This is a genomic window from Paraburkholderia terrae, from assembly GCF_002902925.1.
Lineage (GTDB): Bacteria > Pseudomonadota > Gammaproteobacteria > Burkholderiales > Burkholderiaceae > Paraburkholderia > Paraburkholderia terrae.
The window spans coordinates 1516924-1534565 of sequence record NZ_CP026113.1; the positions used below are offsets into that span (position 1 = coordinate 1516924).

14 protein-coding genes and 1 pseudogene are annotated in these 17642 nt (G+C 56.0%); 5 read left to right on the plus strand and 10 right to left on the minus strand.

Going from position 1 to position 17642, the window contains the following annotated elements:
- Positions 1-102 precede the first annotated feature (102 nt).
- The gene (locus C2L65_RS36520; RefSeq protein ID WP_233446626.1) at positions 103-2796 is read left to right on the plus strand and encodes a putative bifunctional diguanylate cyclase/phosphodiesterase; all 2694 of its coding nucleotides are present in this window, start codon (positions 103-105) and stop codon (positions 2794-2796) included.
- 170 nt (positions 2797-2966) lie between these two features.
- Here the strand turns inward: C2L65_RS36520 and C2L65_RS36525 are convergent, their stop codons facing one another.
- The 8 genes from C2L65_RS36525 to C2L65_RS36560 all read right to left on the minus strand — a co-directional run bounded on the left by C2L65_RS36525 (position 2967) and on the right by C2L65_RS36560 (position 11898).
- Positions 2967-3428, minus strand: coding sequence for a flagellar biosynthesis protein (locus C2L65_RS36525; RefSeq protein WP_233446627.1), 462 nt, complete (start codon positions 3426-3428; stop codon positions 2967-2969).
- Between the two features lie 271 nt (positions 3429-3699).
- Positions 3700-4014 (minus strand): TM2 domain-containing protein, encoded by a 315-nt coding sequence (locus C2L65_RS36530; protein WP_042304881.1) that lies wholly within the window; start codon positions 4012-4014, stop codon positions 3700-3702.
- A gap of 54 nt (positions 4015-4068) precedes the next feature.
- A complete protein-coding gene (locus C2L65_RS36535) occupies positions 4069-4806 on the minus strand; it encodes a hypothetical protein (RefSeq protein WP_156132238.1) in 738 nt (245 codons plus the stop codon).
- Positions 4803-5546: a tetratricopeptide repeat protein gene (locus C2L65_RS36540; RefSeq protein ID WP_042304883.1), complete on the minus strand. Its 744-nt coding sequence runs from the start codon at positions 5544-5546 to the stop codon at positions 4803-4805. Before C2L65_RS36540 ends, C2L65_RS36535 begins: the two co-directional genes overlap by 4 nt.
- A gap of 38 nt (positions 5547-5584) precedes the next feature.
- Positions 5585-8590, minus strand: coding sequence for a tubulin-like doman-containing protein (locus C2L65_RS36545; RefSeq protein WP_042304884.1), 3006 nt, complete (start codon positions 8588-8590; stop codon positions 5585-5587).
- A gap of 63 nt (positions 8591-8653) precedes the next feature.
- Positions 8654-9670, minus strand: a complete 1017-nt coding sequence (locus C2L65_RS36550; protein WP_042304885.1) for a DUF4384 domain-containing protein — start codon at positions 9668-9670, stop codon at positions 8654-8656.
- Positions 9671-9711: 41 nt separating this feature from the next.
- A complete protein-coding gene (locus C2L65_RS36555; RefSeq protein WP_042304886.1) occupies positions 9712-11034 on the minus strand; it encodes a caspase family protein in 1323 nt (440 codons plus the stop codon).
- 117 nt (positions 11035-11151) lie between these two features.
- Positions 11152-11898: a hypothetical protein gene (locus C2L65_RS36560; protein ID WP_156132239.1), complete on the minus strand. Its 747-nt coding sequence runs from the start codon at positions 11896-11898 to the stop codon at positions 11152-11154.
- 697 nt (positions 11899-12595) lie between these two features.
- Here C2L65_RS36560 and C2L65_RS47435 point away from each other — a divergent pair.
- From C2L65_RS47435 to C2L65_RS36580, 4 genes are all read left to right on the plus strand, one after another.
- Positions 12596-12877 (plus strand): CppA family protein, encoded by a 282-nt coding sequence (locus tag C2L65_RS47435; protein ID WP_081920764.1) that lies wholly within the window; start codon positions 12596-12598, stop codon positions 12875-12877.
- Positions 12878-12910: 33 nt separating this feature from the next.
- Positions 12911-13306 carry a DUF2471 domain-containing protein gene (locus C2L65_RS36570; protein WP_042304888.1) on the plus strand — a complete coding sequence of 132 codons (396 nt, stop codon included), beginning with the start codon at positions 12911-12913 and terminating at the stop codon, positions 13304-13306.
- A gap of 249 nt (positions 13307-13555) precedes the next feature.
- Positions 13556-13915 carry a hypothetical protein gene (locus C2L65_RS36575; RefSeq protein ID WP_042304889.1) on the plus strand — a complete coding sequence of 120 codons (360 nt, stop codon included), beginning with the start codon at positions 13556-13558 and terminating at the stop codon, positions 13913-13915.
- Positions 13916-14269: 354 nt separating this feature from the next.
- On the plus strand, positions 14270-15151 hold the full coding sequence (locus C2L65_RS36580) for an HD-GYP domain-containing protein (RefSeq protein ID WP_081920759.1): 882 nt from the start codon (positions 14270-14272) through the stop codon (positions 15149-15151).
- A 1134-nt stretch (positions 15152-16285) separates the two neighbouring features.
- On the opposite strand, the gene C2L65_RS46800 is transcribed toward C2L65_RS36580, so the two are convergent.
- Positions 16286-16717, minus strand: a complete 432-nt coding sequence (locus C2L65_RS46800) for a hypothetical protein (RefSeq protein ID WP_042304890.1) — start codon at positions 16715-16717, stop codon at positions 16286-16288.
- Between the two features lie 531 nt (positions 16718-17248).
- Positions 17249-17626, minus strand: a pseudogene (locus tag C2L65_RS47355) (TniQ family protein); the annotation flags it as partial.
- Positions 17627-17642: the final 16 nt, after the last annotated feature.

Here is a 17642-nt window from a genome sequence, read left to right on the forward strand (position 1 = left end):
TGCCATAAGCAACGCACCATTCATTCGTAGCTATCGCGCATTGGATAGTTACGAATATTATCCCTTGATGCAGAAATGCACGTAGTCCAAACACATGACGCTATGGCGCAGAATTTTCGCCGGCTACCACGCAGAACAGCGGCATTCGCTTTGTCGGTCGCGCTGGTGTTATGCCTCGCCGTCGGGGCCGCAGTTAATGCAACACTGTCCCAGGAAACGGACGATCGCAGGCTGCATAACGCTCTCGCAGTGACCACCGAGCTTGAATCTCTGCTGACACTGCATGTCGCGGCAAATACTGACTTCCTCAAGGGGGTTGGGACAGCAGGCTACAGTTCTCGCGCCTGGCCAATCAAACGTGCAGCTGCAGTCGCCGCCGCCTATGACCACCTCGAGTATCGCCTTGCTGGCCAACGCGCCGCAATCGGAGAGCTTCTGCAGCTTCGTCGATTGAGCGCCCGATGGCCTCAGGAATTGGAGGCCGCAGCAAGAAGTATTGCGTTAGCGGACCGGGGCGTGCCCCTTGATCCTGCCCTTCTTCAACGGGCGAACGATACGTTAGGCTCAGTCATGAGCTTGCTCACGACGCTGCGGAGCGAGGAACGTGAACTGATAGCGGAGATGCAGTTCAACGCCCAGGCACAACTGGCCCGGCAGAAGATTTCCCTTGCGATCGCGTCTGCGGCAGCAGCGCTTCTCTTGCTGTTTGCCTTCTACACGAGTCATCGTGCGGCCCTATCCAGAAGCGCTGCGAAGATCGTTTCCTTTGAGGCTGAACGTCGTTTCAAGGAATATTTTGAACAGCATCCGGTCGCAATGCTTATATACGACGTTCGCTCGTATGCGATCCTGACTGCAAACGCCGCCGCGCAACGTCAATATCGCGCTACTCTCGAACAGTTGCGTGCTACAGGCATTGATCAGCTACGTCCGCAAGCCGATGTCGATGCTTTCAGAAATGACTTGCAGACGTATATCGAGTCCGGGCGTCACGGAGGCTCAGCCGGGGTGCGCCGGCATAAGTGTCTTGACGGAACAGTAATCTTTGTTGATGTCGCTTACCACCTTCTGGAATATGCAGGGCGGGACGCATGCTTTGTCACTGCTCATGATGTCACCGAGCATGAGCAAGCGAAAGAACAACTCCGCGTCCGAAGCAGCGCGTTGGAAGCTTCGAGAAACGCAGTAATCATCTCGCGTAAGCTTGAAGATCAGAGCATCATCACATACGTGAATGCAGCTTTCGAGCAAATCACTGGTCATTCGACGAGCGACGCTACCGGCGCAGATCATTGGGAGATGCTCGGCTGCGACGTGGCCAAGGCTGAAGTGCAGACCATACGGCAAGCGATGCAGATTGTGGGAGAAGGTTCCGCTTTGTTGAAGTGTTACAGACGCGATGGCTCGCCGTATTGGAACGAACTACATGTGTCTCCCGTGCTGGATCACAACAACCGCCCAACTCACTGCGTGACGGTGTTCTATGATGTATCCGACCGTATCAGCTACCAGGAACAGCTACGTACGCAGGCATACGAAGACTCTCTTACGCATCTTCCGAACCGGTTGGGTTTAAACGCCCGGCTGAACGAAATGTTCGCGAGCGCGACTGAGAACGGGCACAAGCTGGCTCTCGTATTTTTCGACCTGGATAACTTCAAGGAAGTGAACGACTCGCTCGGACATACCGCTGGAGACCTGGTGCTGTGCGAAGTTGCACGTAGACTTTCAGCAATTGTTTCGCATCAAGAGGTCGTTGTCAGATATGCCGGCGATGAGTTCGTTGCGGTACTTTACGGGCGCAAAAATGTCGAGGACTTCGTCGCAGCAGCGACCGCGATGAGGGAGTCGCTGAGGCAGGGATTCCTCGTGGAAAACAAGGTTGTCATACCGCAGGCCAGTGTAGGGCTTGCCGTATTTCCAGATCATTCTGACGACCCCGATTCACTTCTGAAACACGCCGATTCCGCAATGTATCGAGCAAAGTCGATCGGCCCTAACAGCATCCAGGTTTTCAACAAAGCGATTGCAGCGCAGGAAAGTGAACGCCTGCACCTGGCGCATGATCTCCGACGGGCCGTGCATTCTGATGCATTTTCCATCGTCTACCAGCCGAGGCTGGACCTCGGAACCGACAAGGCGAATGGCTTCGAAGCGCTGCTTCGCTGGAATCACCCTGAACGCGGTGAAGTGAGTCCATCATTGTTCATTCCACTTGCCGAAGAGAATGGCCTCATCGTGCAGATTGGCAATTGGGTGTTCGAGCAGGCATGTCGACAGACGAAGACTTGGGCGCACACGCATCCCAACATTGTTGTGTCAGTAAATGTTTCGCCGGTTCAGTTCATTCATTCGGATCTACCCGCCCTGATTGCTGCATCGCTTGCGCGCACAGGCGTGAGTCCACATAACATCGAACTGGAGATCACCGAAGGTACGCTGATGGCACCTCGGTCACTCTCAACCGTCTGCGCACTGCGTGACATGGGTCTATCCATCGCAATCGACGACTTCGGTTCCGGCTATTCGAGTCTTGGTTATGTGCGCAGCTTCATGCCGGACAGGCTAAAGCTCGATATGTCATTCGTTAAGGGAATCGGGCACTCTCGCGTGGACGAAGTCATCGTGAAAACTGTCCTGGCGATGGGTCACACCCTCGGCATACGGATCGTAGCGGAAGGTGTCGAAACACACGAACAACTTGATTTTCTTCGCACCCATGGCTGCGACGAAGTTCAGGGTTATCTGGTCGCACGCCCGATCGATGTTTCGACAGCAGCGTCGCACCTAGGCTGACAGTAGATGGGGCAGCCGTAAACCGTACGACTCACACTGGATGAACTTTGACGCCCCGACTACCGTCAGGTCTCGTCCAGGCTAATACAACTGATGGCCAGACTGGAAGACTAGCGACTTACACTCACAATCTACAGCCCGGCTGGGATGCTGCTTCGATCGACGCTGCTTTACTCGCCTGTTACCAGACGTTTCGTTTGCTGAGCAATCGACGATAGGCCTTTCTCCACAATCTCTTGCCAGTCACTAGAGGTCACGACCTGCTTCGACTCGCTAACGCGAGTCTTAACCGTTTGAGCACCATGAAGCGCACCGACATCGCCAGACAGCTTCACCTCTGACTTCTGATTAGTCGTAACGGACCAGAAGCCGGGCTGAAACCACGCCCAAAAGTCCACAACTTGCGCGGTAACTGGAGCGGCGGCGTCGAAGTTGGGATCCCCTTGCTTCACGACGATATAACCTGCCTGCTGAAAGCCCGTTGCCAGCGCGCTTTCAACGAGGCCCGAAACCGTCTTGCCTTCAGGAAGCACTACATCGCCGAGCGCCTTGCCGTAGCCGTTTCTTTTGCGCCCAATCGCTCGAGCCTTCGACGCATCGCTAGAATCTTCAGCGGGATCCAGCGATGCCATGTCAGCGCTCGGTGGCGCAACGGTAAAGGTACGCTTGTCTTGGGGAGAATCAATGCGTACGTACTTTCCTGTGGTCGGATTTGTGCCTTGCGGCACTGACACGTCCACCGTTGTGCGGCCTGCAGCGCACCCAGCAAGGATAGATACGACGAGACTAACGGAAGCAAGACGACTCAACAACATGATTGCACCTTTCCTCGGTAATTATTTTTCAGATGTCGCTGTTTGTACGACGCGTAGCTCCGGCTGCTTGCCAGCCGCGACACCTTCGTCAATAGACCGAACTGCCGCTTCGCGCAAGACGACTTGCCAACGTGATGTTTGACGCGCGGATGATACCCGGCAGTAGAAATGCGTCAATCAGAACCCACAGACCAACGCATCCCACGATAAAGAAGCCAACGCCAAGGAACATGGTGCAGGCGCCTGCGATCGTCAGCAACAATTGAGCTATCGCCGTTCCCGTGCGACCGACGTAAAAGCGATGACCGCCCAGGGTCCCGAGAAAGAACCAGAGCAGATACGCCACTCCCACACTCTTCTTCTGAGCGTCATACATCAACATTTCGCGTGCAGCTTCACTCATCACTATCCCCTGTTTCAACTCTAAGTTTTGTTAGCAGCATCGGCCCCTGCCTTCCTACCGATATCGAGCCACCAGTGCCTGATACCGTACATCTTTCCTCAGCTCCGTTATTTCTGGTGCTGTGTCCAGCAACGCAAATCCCCGGAACCCCGCTTTGAACGCGCCGTCGAGATCATCGATCGCGACCTCAAGATTGCCTTGCCCTGCTGCCCGCAGAGCGCGGTTGTACTGGTCTGCGCCTGGTCCGTCCGTTGTTTTCTCTGGAATCGTCGTCACGCGAGCGGCAGGCTGTACAACGGTCCCTGAAGAGTTCGATGCGGCCTGAGCGGCAGGCGACATCAGGCCGGACAACGCCAACTTCGCAACGGGCGATGCCATTTCCTGACTACCCGCCGCAGCGACGCCGGAACTGGCCGCAACTGATTGCGAAGTGCTTACCGACTCTTCCACCCGACGATAGTAGACGCGTCCAATCAATGGCACTTTCAGGTACATCCGATCCGGGCCATCGAAGAAAAACTTCAACCCGATACCGTAAGGAACTTCAAGAGTCGCCGCGTCGCCTTTGCTTTCAATGCCCGTGACCGCAATGCTCGCGCCCGTATCCGGACTCCGGACCTCGCTCGATGTCACGACAACATCCGGCCCAATTGGTAATTGCAGGCTGTAGACCTCTACATGCTCAGCTCGCCAGTGGCCCAGGATCGATGGACCAGCGGACTTCGAGCATGCCGAAACCAACATCAGCGTGAGCGCAGACGCGGCAGCCAGCCGACGCGAGGAAATCATCACGTTGTCGTTCGATATTTCTTAACCAGCGCGATGAAGCGCGGGTCATTGCGAATCGCATCGAGGTCCGGGTCCTTTTGCATCTCGTCAAAATACGAGAAGCCATTGAGGAAGCTGGCCTCCAGTTGCTTAAACGCGTCGTCGGTGCGCCCCTGCTTCAGCCTGAGCACCGCCATGTTGTAATACACAAGCGACTGCTTCGGATCACGCGTTGCTGCGTCGTTCAATTCTTTCTCGGCGTCGTCAAGCTTTCCCTGCGACATCTGGGCAATCGCCACCTTGACCATCTCTTTCGCAGCAACCTGATTGCTTGCCGATTCCGCACCGGGAGCATCGCCCTGCGACAATTTGGCGTCGCTGTCCTTGCGTTGCGCATTGATGTCCGCATCCGACGGCGAAATACCGACTGCTGTCGCTTGCGCCGGCATGCTTGCAGATGCCGGTGCTGCCGGCATGTCCGAAGCGGCCGCAGGAGCCGCAGCCTCGACCACCTCAGCCTGTGCAGCATGTGACTTTTTATAGTACAGACCGCCTCCGACAGCACCTGCGATCACTACGACACCTGCCACGATGGCCGCTGCAATGATCTTTTTGTCAGGTCCGGACTTGCCGCCAGCAATCTGCGGTACGAGCAGCGTCGAGCACTCCGGGCACTTGAGATCTTCCCCGGGCGAGCGCACAAAAATCTCGCCGTTGTTAGCTCTTTCACAGTCACCGACGGTCGGGCATTTATAGGTTGGCATATCTATGCTTCTTTCAGTTTTGTGTGTTCAATCACCGTTCACTCGGAAACGGCAGGCAATCCGATGATCTCGCGCACCGGTTTCTGCATCGCACTCAATGCAACGAATTCGGGATCTTGGTCGTCCTCGCCTGCTTCAGTAAAGCGCGTAGTAGCGAACTCGATATAACGGTCGAACACCTTCTGTTTTTCGTCCCTGTGTTTGAGATCCACGTCGACCTTACGGCTCACTTCACGTTCGATCAAACTCTGGATTTCGGCCGGGTGATCGTCGTCAATGATCGATTGCCATGTGGCGCCCCGCAGCACCTTCGACGCGGGAAGTCCATTCGCCTTGTACACAAAGGCCCATTCCTGTTCGCCGGTCGTCTTGTTTTCCCGTTCCTTCAGCATGTCCATGAGTCGTGCAACAAGCAGGAACGGCTTGCGCTTGGCGAGCGCGCTCACCTCGGCTGCCGAGCGCGCGTACAGCGGAGGAAGCTTCTTGCCATCACCCGCGCTATGCAGGAGGTGCGACTCATTGAAATCCGCAACCAGCCCGTCGTAGTGGCGCTTCATCATCGCCAATGGCTCGATAAACCGGGCGGGCATCAACGACGCGATTTTCAGGATGACAATCTCATTCGACAGTTTGCCCGGGGCGACGACAGTGTCCGACGCAGGGTCTTTCTGTTCTTCGAAGAGCCGAGTCAACGTCGCCTGGAAATCCTTCTGGCTTTCGCATTCTGGAAGGAAAACGGCTACCGTATTGGTTGTGCCGCGCGAACCGCCTGTATTGTTCGCCACCGACCTGTCAACTTCTGTCTTGTTGTACTGGATCATCGTCCCGGACTTCTCGTAAAGCTCCGAAACGAATTTCCGCAAGCCGTTCGGGTTCGCGTCGTACTGCTTCTGCAAGCGCTCGACGATGTTGACCTGCAGTACGGGCGGAAGATTCTTCGAAATCTCCGCGTGTGCCATCTCGACGATAGTCGCCGACGTTTGCGAAATCGTCGAGATAATCGCGCCCAACGAAACGCCTCGCACGAGCTTTTCGAAGGAATCGACTTCCGTTCCAGCCAGATCAATCACTGACTGGCGCACTTTCTGGGTACGGGCGATCTGGGCCTGCTCATCGACGATGACCGCCTTCATGATGTTGGCGATTGCCGTCCGATCGAAGATCCGCTGCTGGTCGCCCGAATCCGCACCAACGAGGCGAGCCTGCTGCTCGTCGTGCACTCGCTCTGTCGCTGCCGCGAGAGTCTGGTGCATGTCATCGATATGGCCACGCAGCGTGATCAGTTCATCCTTGATGAACGGAATGAGACTGATCGCAAACTTCTGCCCTTCCTGCAGTGTCCGGGCCGCGTAGATGTCCTGATGCCGCCCTGCGACTTCGGCGAACAGCGCGCCGCGCTTATCGGTCAGATGCTGACCGAAGAAGCCAACGTTGTTGAATTGTGTGACCAGATCAGCGATGCTTTGCTGAATAGCCGCGAGAACAGCTGGCGCCTTTGTGAGTTCATCAGCAAGCACGGCCTGGCGTTCATCGAGCAACGCAAGGATCGCATCGACAAACTGTCGGAGTTGCATCAGCGAATGCGTTCCGATTTTCCAGCGTGCAAACAGGTCTTTCTCGATCTGGCGACCGATGTGGCGAGCCATCTCGAGACGGGCATTGCCCTTAATCTCGTAAAATTTCCGGACACCACCGAGCTTTCTATAGGTTTCGTCGAAAACCTTGGCCAGTCGCGTGTTGAGCGCTGCCGCCCATGTCGTTTCCTGGAGTGTCGGGTCGTTACGCACTTCGGATGCAATTACGCCCACTACCTGCTTCCAGAACTCCTTGGCCGGTTTCCAGCCTGCATTCTTCGCATCGTCCTCAAGGATTCCGACCTCGAGCATCAGATGCTGATCACTCAGCAGCATGCCCTGAAGCACATCGGGCTTGCGTGCTTCGCTCCCCCAGTCTTTCTGAACCGCTTCGTCAGCGTAGCCTTCGCCCTGCCTGAAGTTGTTGAACATCAGCTGGCGCGTGGCCTGCTCGGCAAAACCGTACGCGAGGTATTCCTTGATTTCCTCTTCGGGCACGACGATGCGCTCGACGCCGAATGACAGGAACAGCTTCGCGCGAGCCTTTCCATCATCTTCGCTTTCGAAGTTCTTGATGTCGTTCTCGCCCTTCTCCGCGCGGCCCAACCCTTCCCAGCCCTTGTTCAGGGTTTTCTGGTAGATGAATTCTGCGACGGTGCGAGGAATCTCGTCTTCAACCCGGAACTGAATGTTGTGCTCATTCAGGTTGCTAACGAGATAGCAGCCATTGAAATAGATGTCGTGCGCCATGGGCGAACCATCAAGAAGGTTCACCGGATGGTATTTGCCCACAGCAAGCGCGTTCAGCTCGGCGAGAGCGGCGTAGCCGTTGGCGTAGTAATTCTCGAAACCCGCAACATTACGGACGCGACGCGAGTCTTTCTCAGGAAGCAGTGCGTATACCAGGATGCGATGCGTCTCGGGATTCGGATACTTGTTGCGTATGAGTGCGACGGCGTCCACAACTGATCCGCTGCCTGTGCCACCCGCGAGACCACAGACCACGTGGATCACGGCGCCGGCGCGGCCAGGACCGCCTGCCAGTACATGCATCCGATCTTCGACGGCTTTTACAAATTTCGACGCGTTTTGTGCAAAGACAACCCGACCGAGCTTGCGTCGCTGCGCGGCGCCCGCAGTGGTCATCTGGAACGCATCGAACACACCGCGCGGCTCAATCCAGTCACGTAGACCCGGGAAGGATGCAGGGTCTTCAAGGGCAGCACGAACGCTGCTCGCAGTGTTGATCATGTACTGGCTACGCGCCAGATTGATCTCCTTGCCCAGCACTTTCCACTCGTCATGCTTCTCAATTTCATCGTTCGACGTATCGACATACAGGTATTCGAACAGCGCCTCCGACGGGCTGTTTCCCTGTGTATCGCGATTTCGCTCAATGGTTTTGCGCAGATGACGGATGATTTTGCCGCCCGAACCGCCCAGCCCGATAATCAGATGGTTGTGTTCCATATCTTTCGTGTCTCAATAACTCAATGCCGTTTGCCGAAGCCTGTACATCTGGCGCTTGTCGGCCTACTGGTGTGCAAGGTTGATTTTCAGAAACAGAGCAGAATCCGCCTTCGTCGTGTGCTTTACCACATAGGACGCTACCTGTTGTCCTGGAGCCGGCGACTGGTCGTCTGCGAAGACGATCCCCTTTGAGGTATACGCTCCTGTGTCCGCCTGCGCGATTTGAGGAGCACAACCAGCGGGTGCATCTGGGGCAAAATTGATCCCCTTGGCCGCGAAGTCAGATGACGCACTCGCCAACTGCATCGGGGCGCCATCGGCCGGGGTGCTACCCGTCGAAGCAGCCTGCGTAGTGGCAGCGGCTGCATCAAGCACCGAGGCCGGGCTCGAGCCGGACGTTGAATCGCTCGAGGTAGCCGCTGTCGTCACGCCAGCGCCGGCTGAACAGGCATTCGTGCCTGCTGTCTTGAGCATCGGCCCTGTGACGAGGTCGGGCGCGACCGTTCGCACCCGGCGCGTCACATCATCGTGCGCGCGTTCAGGAGACAGATACACCATCAGCTTTTCCATCCCGGGCTTGTCGTCAAACTGGAAAGAGCCTTTCGCCGGGAAAAACACCACACCCATCGCATCCACGAAATTGTCCTGCGACGGCTGCGGATAAATCTGCGTAACAGTGCCATCCGGTGCTTCGTTGAGGATATACACGTATGAGGGCCGATTCACCTTCACACCCAGCTGGAATTTCTCGCCGCTATGGAACACACGACGCGTCAACACATCGTGTGTCGTACCGTCCGGATCTTTAAGCCGGACAAAATAGCTTGCGCCGAGCTGGGATGACGGCCGCTTCTTCTTTTGTGCAATTTTCAGCACCGTGGGCGCCGTACTTGATGCCGCTGCAACGGGTCCAGCCGAGGCGACCGCTTGCGTGGCGGTGCTGTCGGCGGGCTTCGTCGTACCCACAGCGACGACCGAGTCGTTCGTGTCGAAGAAAAGCGATTTGGCGGTGTAGGCGTCCTCGGCGAACGCATGCGTCGCCATCGCTGCCAGAGTTAATGCAACCAGTGGATATCGCATGGTCTTTTCCTTTAACTTGATTGGTGCTCAGAAGACGCCCATCAATAGATGGCGTTCAAATCATCCGGGATTGTCGAGAACTGGCGAGGGTTCTGATCTTCTTTCCCGTGCGATGCATCAAGCGCCTTGCGAGACGTAAAGCTCTGCGCCTCGCGGAATGCCGGACCGAGCTTGCCGCCACCCGACTTCAGATAGGCGAAAAGCGATTGGGTGAAGAACGAACCATTGAGCGGTTGACCGCCGGTCGGGCTCGGGAACGTGTGCCCAGCTGATGGTCCCCATGATCTTTGGTTAGGACTGGTCGCCGTGACAATCATGTAGCCGTTCCGATTCCGGTCGATGGGGCGCGCAGCTTTGTTTTGACCAGCAGCCGGCGCTTTACCGGAATCATCCGCAAAACGGATTCCCTTCGATGTAAAGTCCGACGTACTCCACGCTGCCAGCGAGATCCCTTCTTTTTCTGGTTTCCCGCCATTCGTCTTGATGATGTACTCGGTACTTTCGTCCTTGACGTCATCCAGCATGTCGCCGCTGTAGCATGTATCGATGACAACGCGCGTCGTGTGGCTCGGCCTGCGTGCGATGCCCTGTACAAGCGAATCAGGTACGGAGTGTCGCTGCATGTACAACTTTGCTTCCGTCTGGTCAGACATCGTCATCGTCTTCTCGTTGACGGAGTCGTACGCGATGATGGACATCTTGCGTTGATCTGCACCACCTGGCGTAGGTACCGGCTCGGTCCCGTGGCTGGAGATATAGATGAAGACATCGTCATTCGGGCCAACCGAGCGGTCGAGCGCAGTGAGTGCACTCTCTATGTTCGCCTGCGTTGCATGCTCATCGAGTAACGTCGTGACGTTATAGCCGGCACGCTTGAGATAGTCCTGCACAACGATTGCATCGTCGCGCCCCTGGATCTGGGGAATGTAGGGATCGGCAAAACGGTTAAGACCGACTACGAGTGCACGCTTGACAGACGCAGAGGATCGCACCCCTGCATCTCGCGCATACGACTCCAGCGCTTTACCCGCTGCCGCTTCCCATCGCGTCTGCTTGATGTTTTGTGGATACAAAGGAGACGTCGACTTGAGTCCTACGATCGACTGCACGATGGTGAAGGCCGTATCGACATCGTCCTCGTTCTGGTAGCTACCAACGAGCTGGATTCGACCGGTGCTATCGCGTGCCACTGACGCCTGGTTTAATCCGTGCTCACGGAATTTAGCCTTGATGCGCTCCACAAGCGTTTGTGGGACGCTGTATGAATGATAGGTGTTTTGATAACCCGGCAAACTGCTTGCAGCGCAAGCAGATAAAAAAACGGCCCCTATCAGAATCAGGGCGCGCTGGACGTACGTTTTCATCGCTCTATGAGAATTGACTGCTTTCTTCGGCCCGTGCGGGCTCGGCGAACGTCGATCAATTCTCGACGTCCGAGTGCTCTCCAGCCCAGAGCCTGTAAGACTCCGGGCGTCCCGTCGTTACTCGGATACTTTGAATTTCTCGGTTGCTACTGAGGCAGGCTTGTTATCAGCGGCGACGCTGAACTCGACGCGATAAAGATTGCCCGGCTTCGCGTCATGAGGTATCGGGATACGGACCGTGTCAGTTACTTCGCCCGGTTCGAAGGTATGCTCTTCGGCTGCGGAGTGACCCGGGAACTGAACGAGAGTTTCCTTCCCATCGTCGCCGATAACGTACAGCTTCCGCTCCACCGACACAGGGCGCTCTGCGCCGTCCGGCGTCATCAGTGCAAAGGTGCTGTTGACAACCGCTTGTCCGTCCGCCTTCACCGGCCCGTCAATTGAGACCGTATTGGCGCGAACGACCACACCTTGACTTGACTTGTATTTCAGCTCTTTTTTGACTTTGTCGAACGATTTCGTGTGCTGGATGTTCGACTCAGGAACCCAGGAGGGGTTTTTCTTGTAACAAGTGTCAATTGCTGTGTAGTACGCTGTCGCGAATCCAGCGATGCCACCAACCGCAGCGCCGACAGCAGCGCCCTTGAGTGCATCGTTCTTCTTGTTGGATACGAGCATGGCCGCAAAGCCAGTTACTGCACCAATGCCTGCGCCTTTGGCGGTCGTCAGTATCTGCTCTTTACGAACGCAGGAATTGAGATCGTCGGTCGCCGATTCCTGAGCGCTCACTTGAGTCGCAAGAAACATCATCCCCGTCGCTGCAGCAACCGTGGCTGCAACGCGCATTTTCAGTTTGTTGGTCATGTTTTTCTTTCTTGTCTGCAACATACAATGCAACGCCCGGTGGCAGCGACCATGCGATCGCTGCGACGAACGCTACTCCACCGATTCAGGCCTTTGGCTTCTCTCACCTGCCAGCCGCTACTTCTCCGAATGTCGGCCTGATTTTTCCGAACTTTAGCATTTGATTACAAAAAATGTGCTTGGAGACTACGTATTTTATTTTTGAAGTCTTACGCCTGCTGACGCTTGACAAACTCCCACGATTGAACCGTACAGGACGCAAACGTTTAACGTGACGTCAAACATGACGATATGAGTTAATACACAGCCCGGTCGCTCGAATGAGCTAGTGTCGTCAAGCCGATTCCGTCGACACGGATAACGGGCTCGCTGCGATGCTAGCAATGCTTCTCAATCGCAGAAAATCTAGTCGACGCGCTCATCCAATATCGAGTCGCATTCGTATTCGCTAATCGAAACATTCAGAGCCGCACTGCGGCTGGTCGTCGACTCGCATCGCCGACAAAACCTGGTTTAGTTAGAAGCATGGAAGCCTCGCCCTTTCAGCGACTTTAATGTTTGAATCGTCCCATCCATCACCGCTGGGTCAACACTGGATTTCGTTCGTACGCTTCAAATTGACTACGTGCGAGCAATGCTTGCGCTTCTTCCAAATACTGTATAAATTGACAGCTGTACATCCATACAGCATATGGTTATGCAACAGCTCATCAGGATCTTGAACGACGATGATCTGCAAACGCTCGCGTGGCTGCGCAAACACGTCGGGGACGTGCGTGTTGCCGCCGCTGCACGGCGACTGGGCTGCAACGGCAAACCATATCTATCTGCCGTGTGTCGTTATCTCGGCGTACGTACACCAACTACGTTCCAACATCGTCTACCTGTCCAGGACTACACAGTCGGAGACAGGCACCTTGCACAAATCCGCGAACTGCTTTCACAGCGGAGCAAAAACCAGTTGAAGTCTCTTGTTTGAAGCGAACAGTCTCCACGCCGCAACAGACCGATCATGACAAATCTAACCACCATCGACGCAGAAGAACACAACATTGATCCTGCCACTCTTGAACGGGCGCTTCGCAGTGCGTCACTTGACCTACAGCAGATCATCGTTACGGTCGCGCGACGCCACCTCGATAGCGGCCGCCGTGCTGCCGCGTATGGGGCGCAGCAGCCGACCTGGCAAACGCTCCGGACCATCGATGAACAGACCTTTGAGAATCCGGGTTTTATCGCACGCCACAACGATGCTGTCCGCTCAATGTTTGTTCGGTTTGGCGACTCTCGTCTGTCCGCATTCGACCTGGACGCCCCCGTAGATTGGCGTCACGAAGACGATAACCTTCCGGTTGTGTATTTGCTCGTACGCGCGCTTGTCGAGAGCAGCGGCAGTATGAATGAGTAAGCAGCCTGGCAGAAGAGTTTCTCCTCAGTAGAAAAGCTCTTCTCCAGACGGAGAGCATCGTCGTTGCTACGTTAATTGTGGCGACCCATGCGTCACTCCTATCACATCGGTGTGAACTGGCTTTGATTGCATTTTCTTGTCGATACGGTTCGGGCAGTCGCAAGAACCTGCGGGCGTTGGCGGTCTGATGCAGTCGCAACGCAGACACGACCCTGCCTGCCGTCCCTCGACGCCCAGGCGCTTGACGCGATGGCCGCACTCTACGGCACGCCGAAGCGCAAGCTGTACGCGCGGATTGAGGCCCAAGGTGACACGGCGAAGTCGCACAAGACGGCGTTCCGCCGCGAATACGGCATCTCGTCGCGCGTGCTCAACGCAATTGCGGTCGAACTGCAGGGGCCGCGTGCGGTCGCCTGGCGCAGCGTTCATACGGCGTACAGGGGCGTGGTGCGCGAGCCATCGCTGGTTGCGGCGGTAACGCCGTGCCCTCTCTGCAGGGACACCGCTACGCATACGCTCCGTCGGGAATATGCATTCGCTCAAGTTCTTCGCGAAAGAGTCGAAGACTTGCCGAGATGCACCGTGCTCGGCAGCAGCGATAAGGCGTAAACAGTCAGACAGAACCATCGCCAATACACCTGCGCCCAATGGTGAGAGTTTCCGGGAACGAGTGAACGGTCTCAAAGGATTTCACTACACCGTGTCGCAGGCGCCTGATCGTCTACACAAACAAGCCCGGTGTCCATACCGCACATATATGGCGCCCAGACGAAGCCCTCCACTCTCAAATTCGTTGCTAGCGAACCGGATGTGTAACCTTTGATGCGAACGCAACGAACTAGCTCACTCTCGCACACAGATTCCAGTCGACTGATAGCGCAGATCAACGCAAGACTAGAAAGCACGATGCAGTCATCGGTCCCTTTTTATCGGCAACCGGCATAAAGAATAAGCACACCCGAAATGAAGATTCCAAGTCTCGTAAGCCTGATATTCGGAAGCGCGAAGGCCGCTGGCCCTTCGAATAATAAGCTTCTAACCAGCCTTCTTTCGCTCGCGTGGGTCGTCGAGGCAAGGGATCCATATACAGGCGGACATCTGTGGCGCGTTTCCCGCTTTGCGAGCTTGCTTGCGCGGCATGTGGGACTCTCCGAAAAGGAAACCTGGGTCGTATCGATTGGCGGTTTTCTGCACGACCTTGGAAAGATTGCTGTGCCAGACGCGGTACTGAGAAAGACCGCGCGCCTGACCGACGAAGAATATTCGATTATTCAGACACATCCCGAGGTGGGCAGGCGACTCGTCGCCGAACACCCTCTCGGCCCGCTGGTTACGGACGCCATCTATTCACATCACGAGCGCCCTGACGGCAAAGGTTATCCTCAGGGACTGACTCAGGATGCGATCCCGCCTATGTCTGCAATCGTTGGAATATGCGATGCCTTCGATGCAATGACAAGCAACCGTCCGTACCGAGATGGTATGCCGGTGGACAAAGCATTAACGATCATCGCCGACAATCTCGGTACGCAGTTCGATTCGCATTTTGGCAAAGCCTTTCTGCGGCTCGCAAACACTGAGAATTTCTACCACGTGGTCGGACATAGCGACGAGGGAATCCCGCTGCAACATTGCCGCGCATGCGGACCCACCATTGTGGTCAAGCGCAGCACTGTTGTCGGTGCCCCTGTCTTCTGCCCCGTATGCTCGACGGGATATGCGTTTCAGGGACTTTCAGGCTCACCTGAACCCTCGGGTGAAACTGCCAACGCATCCGACCTCCAAATGCCGCCGGATACGGACCTGATCACTCGCGTCATCGGAAGAACAGCATATGCTGTCTGAGAGTCTCGGAGACGTCGATTTCCATTTTCCGAAAATCCGCTATGCGAATTCCCACCGCAGCACGGACCCGTCTCCCTCATCTTTCCGCTCGGGGCAATCCAGACGCGGACGCATGGATTGCCCGTCGTGAACCAGCGATACCGTCTCACGCAACTCGAAGATAGTTAGACGGAAAGAGCGCACGTTTTGTCTCTTCGTCGTTGACCTTCTTGAACTCGTCATCCTTTCCAACTGCTCTGGCTCGTGCTACTGCTGGTCGGCTATCAACCGTCTCAAATAGCAGTTTGCAAATAGGCGTTTGGGGGGTTTAGAAACTGCTGCAGCGAGTTTTCCGTCCCTCTCAGCACGCGAGACGCGCGATCAAGCAGTCTCCAAGCCGAGATATCCGCAATTGTGTACGTCTCGCCGATGTTATACGTCCGTCCCCCGAGATGATTCGTTCAGGACCTGGTAGCGACGCTCGGTCTCTCGGCGTTACAGCATGGTCGAGCCCCTCAGGGCCGGCAAACTGAAAATGAGGGCTAGATAGCGTCAAGCAGCATGGCCGGTCGTGTTGCCAAGATGATTGTCGCCGCGCAGAGGGCCTTTCCTGAAAACGGTGCGAGGCCGGACGCGAGTGGATAGCGTCAAGCAGCACGGCCGGTCGTGCCAAAATGATTGGCGCCCCCCACTTTCCGCATCGTTAATAGTGCCAATGAGAGCGATCAGCAATTGCATATCATGCAACGCTAGTATTCGTTCCAATGAACTCGCGGCTATCTGCTCCGACTCCCAGACTTCTGACGCTTGCGTGCGCGCGAACGCCGCCTCAATTCCGAACTCGGCACTCTTATAAAGATCCAGCGGCTCTTCACCGAAACCAGCCCGTTGCAGAAACCAAGCACAATATGACGAGAACAATAATTCTGCAAAACGCCGAGGATCCCCACCGCCTTTGCGAAATATTGTGAGCGCAAGGTATTAGTGGAGCGATTTCTCGCGCACCATCGCCACGTTCAGTGGCAGCAACTTGTCCTTCGTGACGCGCTCACGTGGCCTTGCCGGATCGCGCCGGCGGCGATTTGTGACCATAGGGACAGAGACCTCTTGGACCGGTGAGGATTTACGGGAAACTGTGACGTTGAACGAATCCGACTATTTAAAGTTGCCGGGCCAGAGTTCCGACAAATCGAGTTCTGGGATCGCCGGGAAAACAACGAATCCGTCCGAACGCTCGTGAAATGCCGTCGACTCAAGGTGGTACGGGAGATACACGAGTGGAATGATGGATGGGATAGTGGCCGTTCCGCTCGGTCGTAGGAAGCCTTCAGTACCGAGCTGACGACGCGTCATCTCCAGCAACACTGCGTAGACGGCGAGATACGTCGCTCGAGCAGCCAAACGCTGCAGCCGCAATCCGACGTGCCGCATGGGTTGAGATTGTGACAGACGTGCTTTCGTCGGATTTAGCCACTCGAAAGCCGTTGCCATCCTGTCCTCGTACAACAGCCTGAACCACGCGAACGCAATTTCCCGAGCTTCGTCGGGGTCAGCCTCAATCTCCCCCTTATCTCGCAGGCTCAGCATGGCTGCAGCGCTTCGGGAACGGGCTCCGTTCGGGAAGATCCAGTCGTGGAGCCTGCGAACCGTGTTCGCGTACACCTGACCGGACGTGCGAGCATACGGGTCAGCACGACACACACCGTCATTTCGTGCTCTCGTCGCGCGATGAAGTCGCAATGACCACTGCAACATGCAAAATTCCGGACGAATGTGCCTACTGAGTCCATCAGGCAGCGGTGCCAACCGTTGGATGGCGTACTGAACCACTGACCTCGCATCGCCCCAGACATACCAACTGGCGACTGTATTTTGTCCGATCAGCTGTTCGGCCGAGGCGAGCCCCTTGGACTCTGCCCACCATCGGTCAAGACTCGCAAACCCATCGCTGGAATTAAGCTGGTCGCGAAGTCTCTCGTGTGCTTCCCATGAAAAACCTCCGCCGCCGGGCGGCATGCCGCAATGAGGACACGCGTACACACCAAATGCATGCAACAGATTGCCAGGCGCCCCCACTTTCTGCTCGCATCCACAACAGCGGTCTGTCAGAGCAAGTCGATGAATCGGGCAAGCTTCGAGTATTTCGAACTGGTGCCAGTAGCTATGATATCCGCCGTTCAGACACGCTGGGCAATACCGAAAATCTCGACCCAAGAGGTAATTGGTCAAGGCTGGCCTCTGCGCCATCACCCGGTCTTCCGGCAAGGGAACGGGCCACCCAGTTTCGCGGCCTAGCCTGAGAGCGTCGACACTGCATGTGCGACTGAAATTTCTCGAACGGGGGCCAGACAGATACCCAAATTGACTCTTTAGAACTTGAACCGGAAGCTTGTTTAGATATGCGAGGCGACCCAACGCGGAAATCGTCGATTCTGAAACCAAGGGCCCGAACCCAAGCGCCGTCCACTTCTGACGAGTGCGGGCGACACCAACCATATGCCTCTCAGAGTTC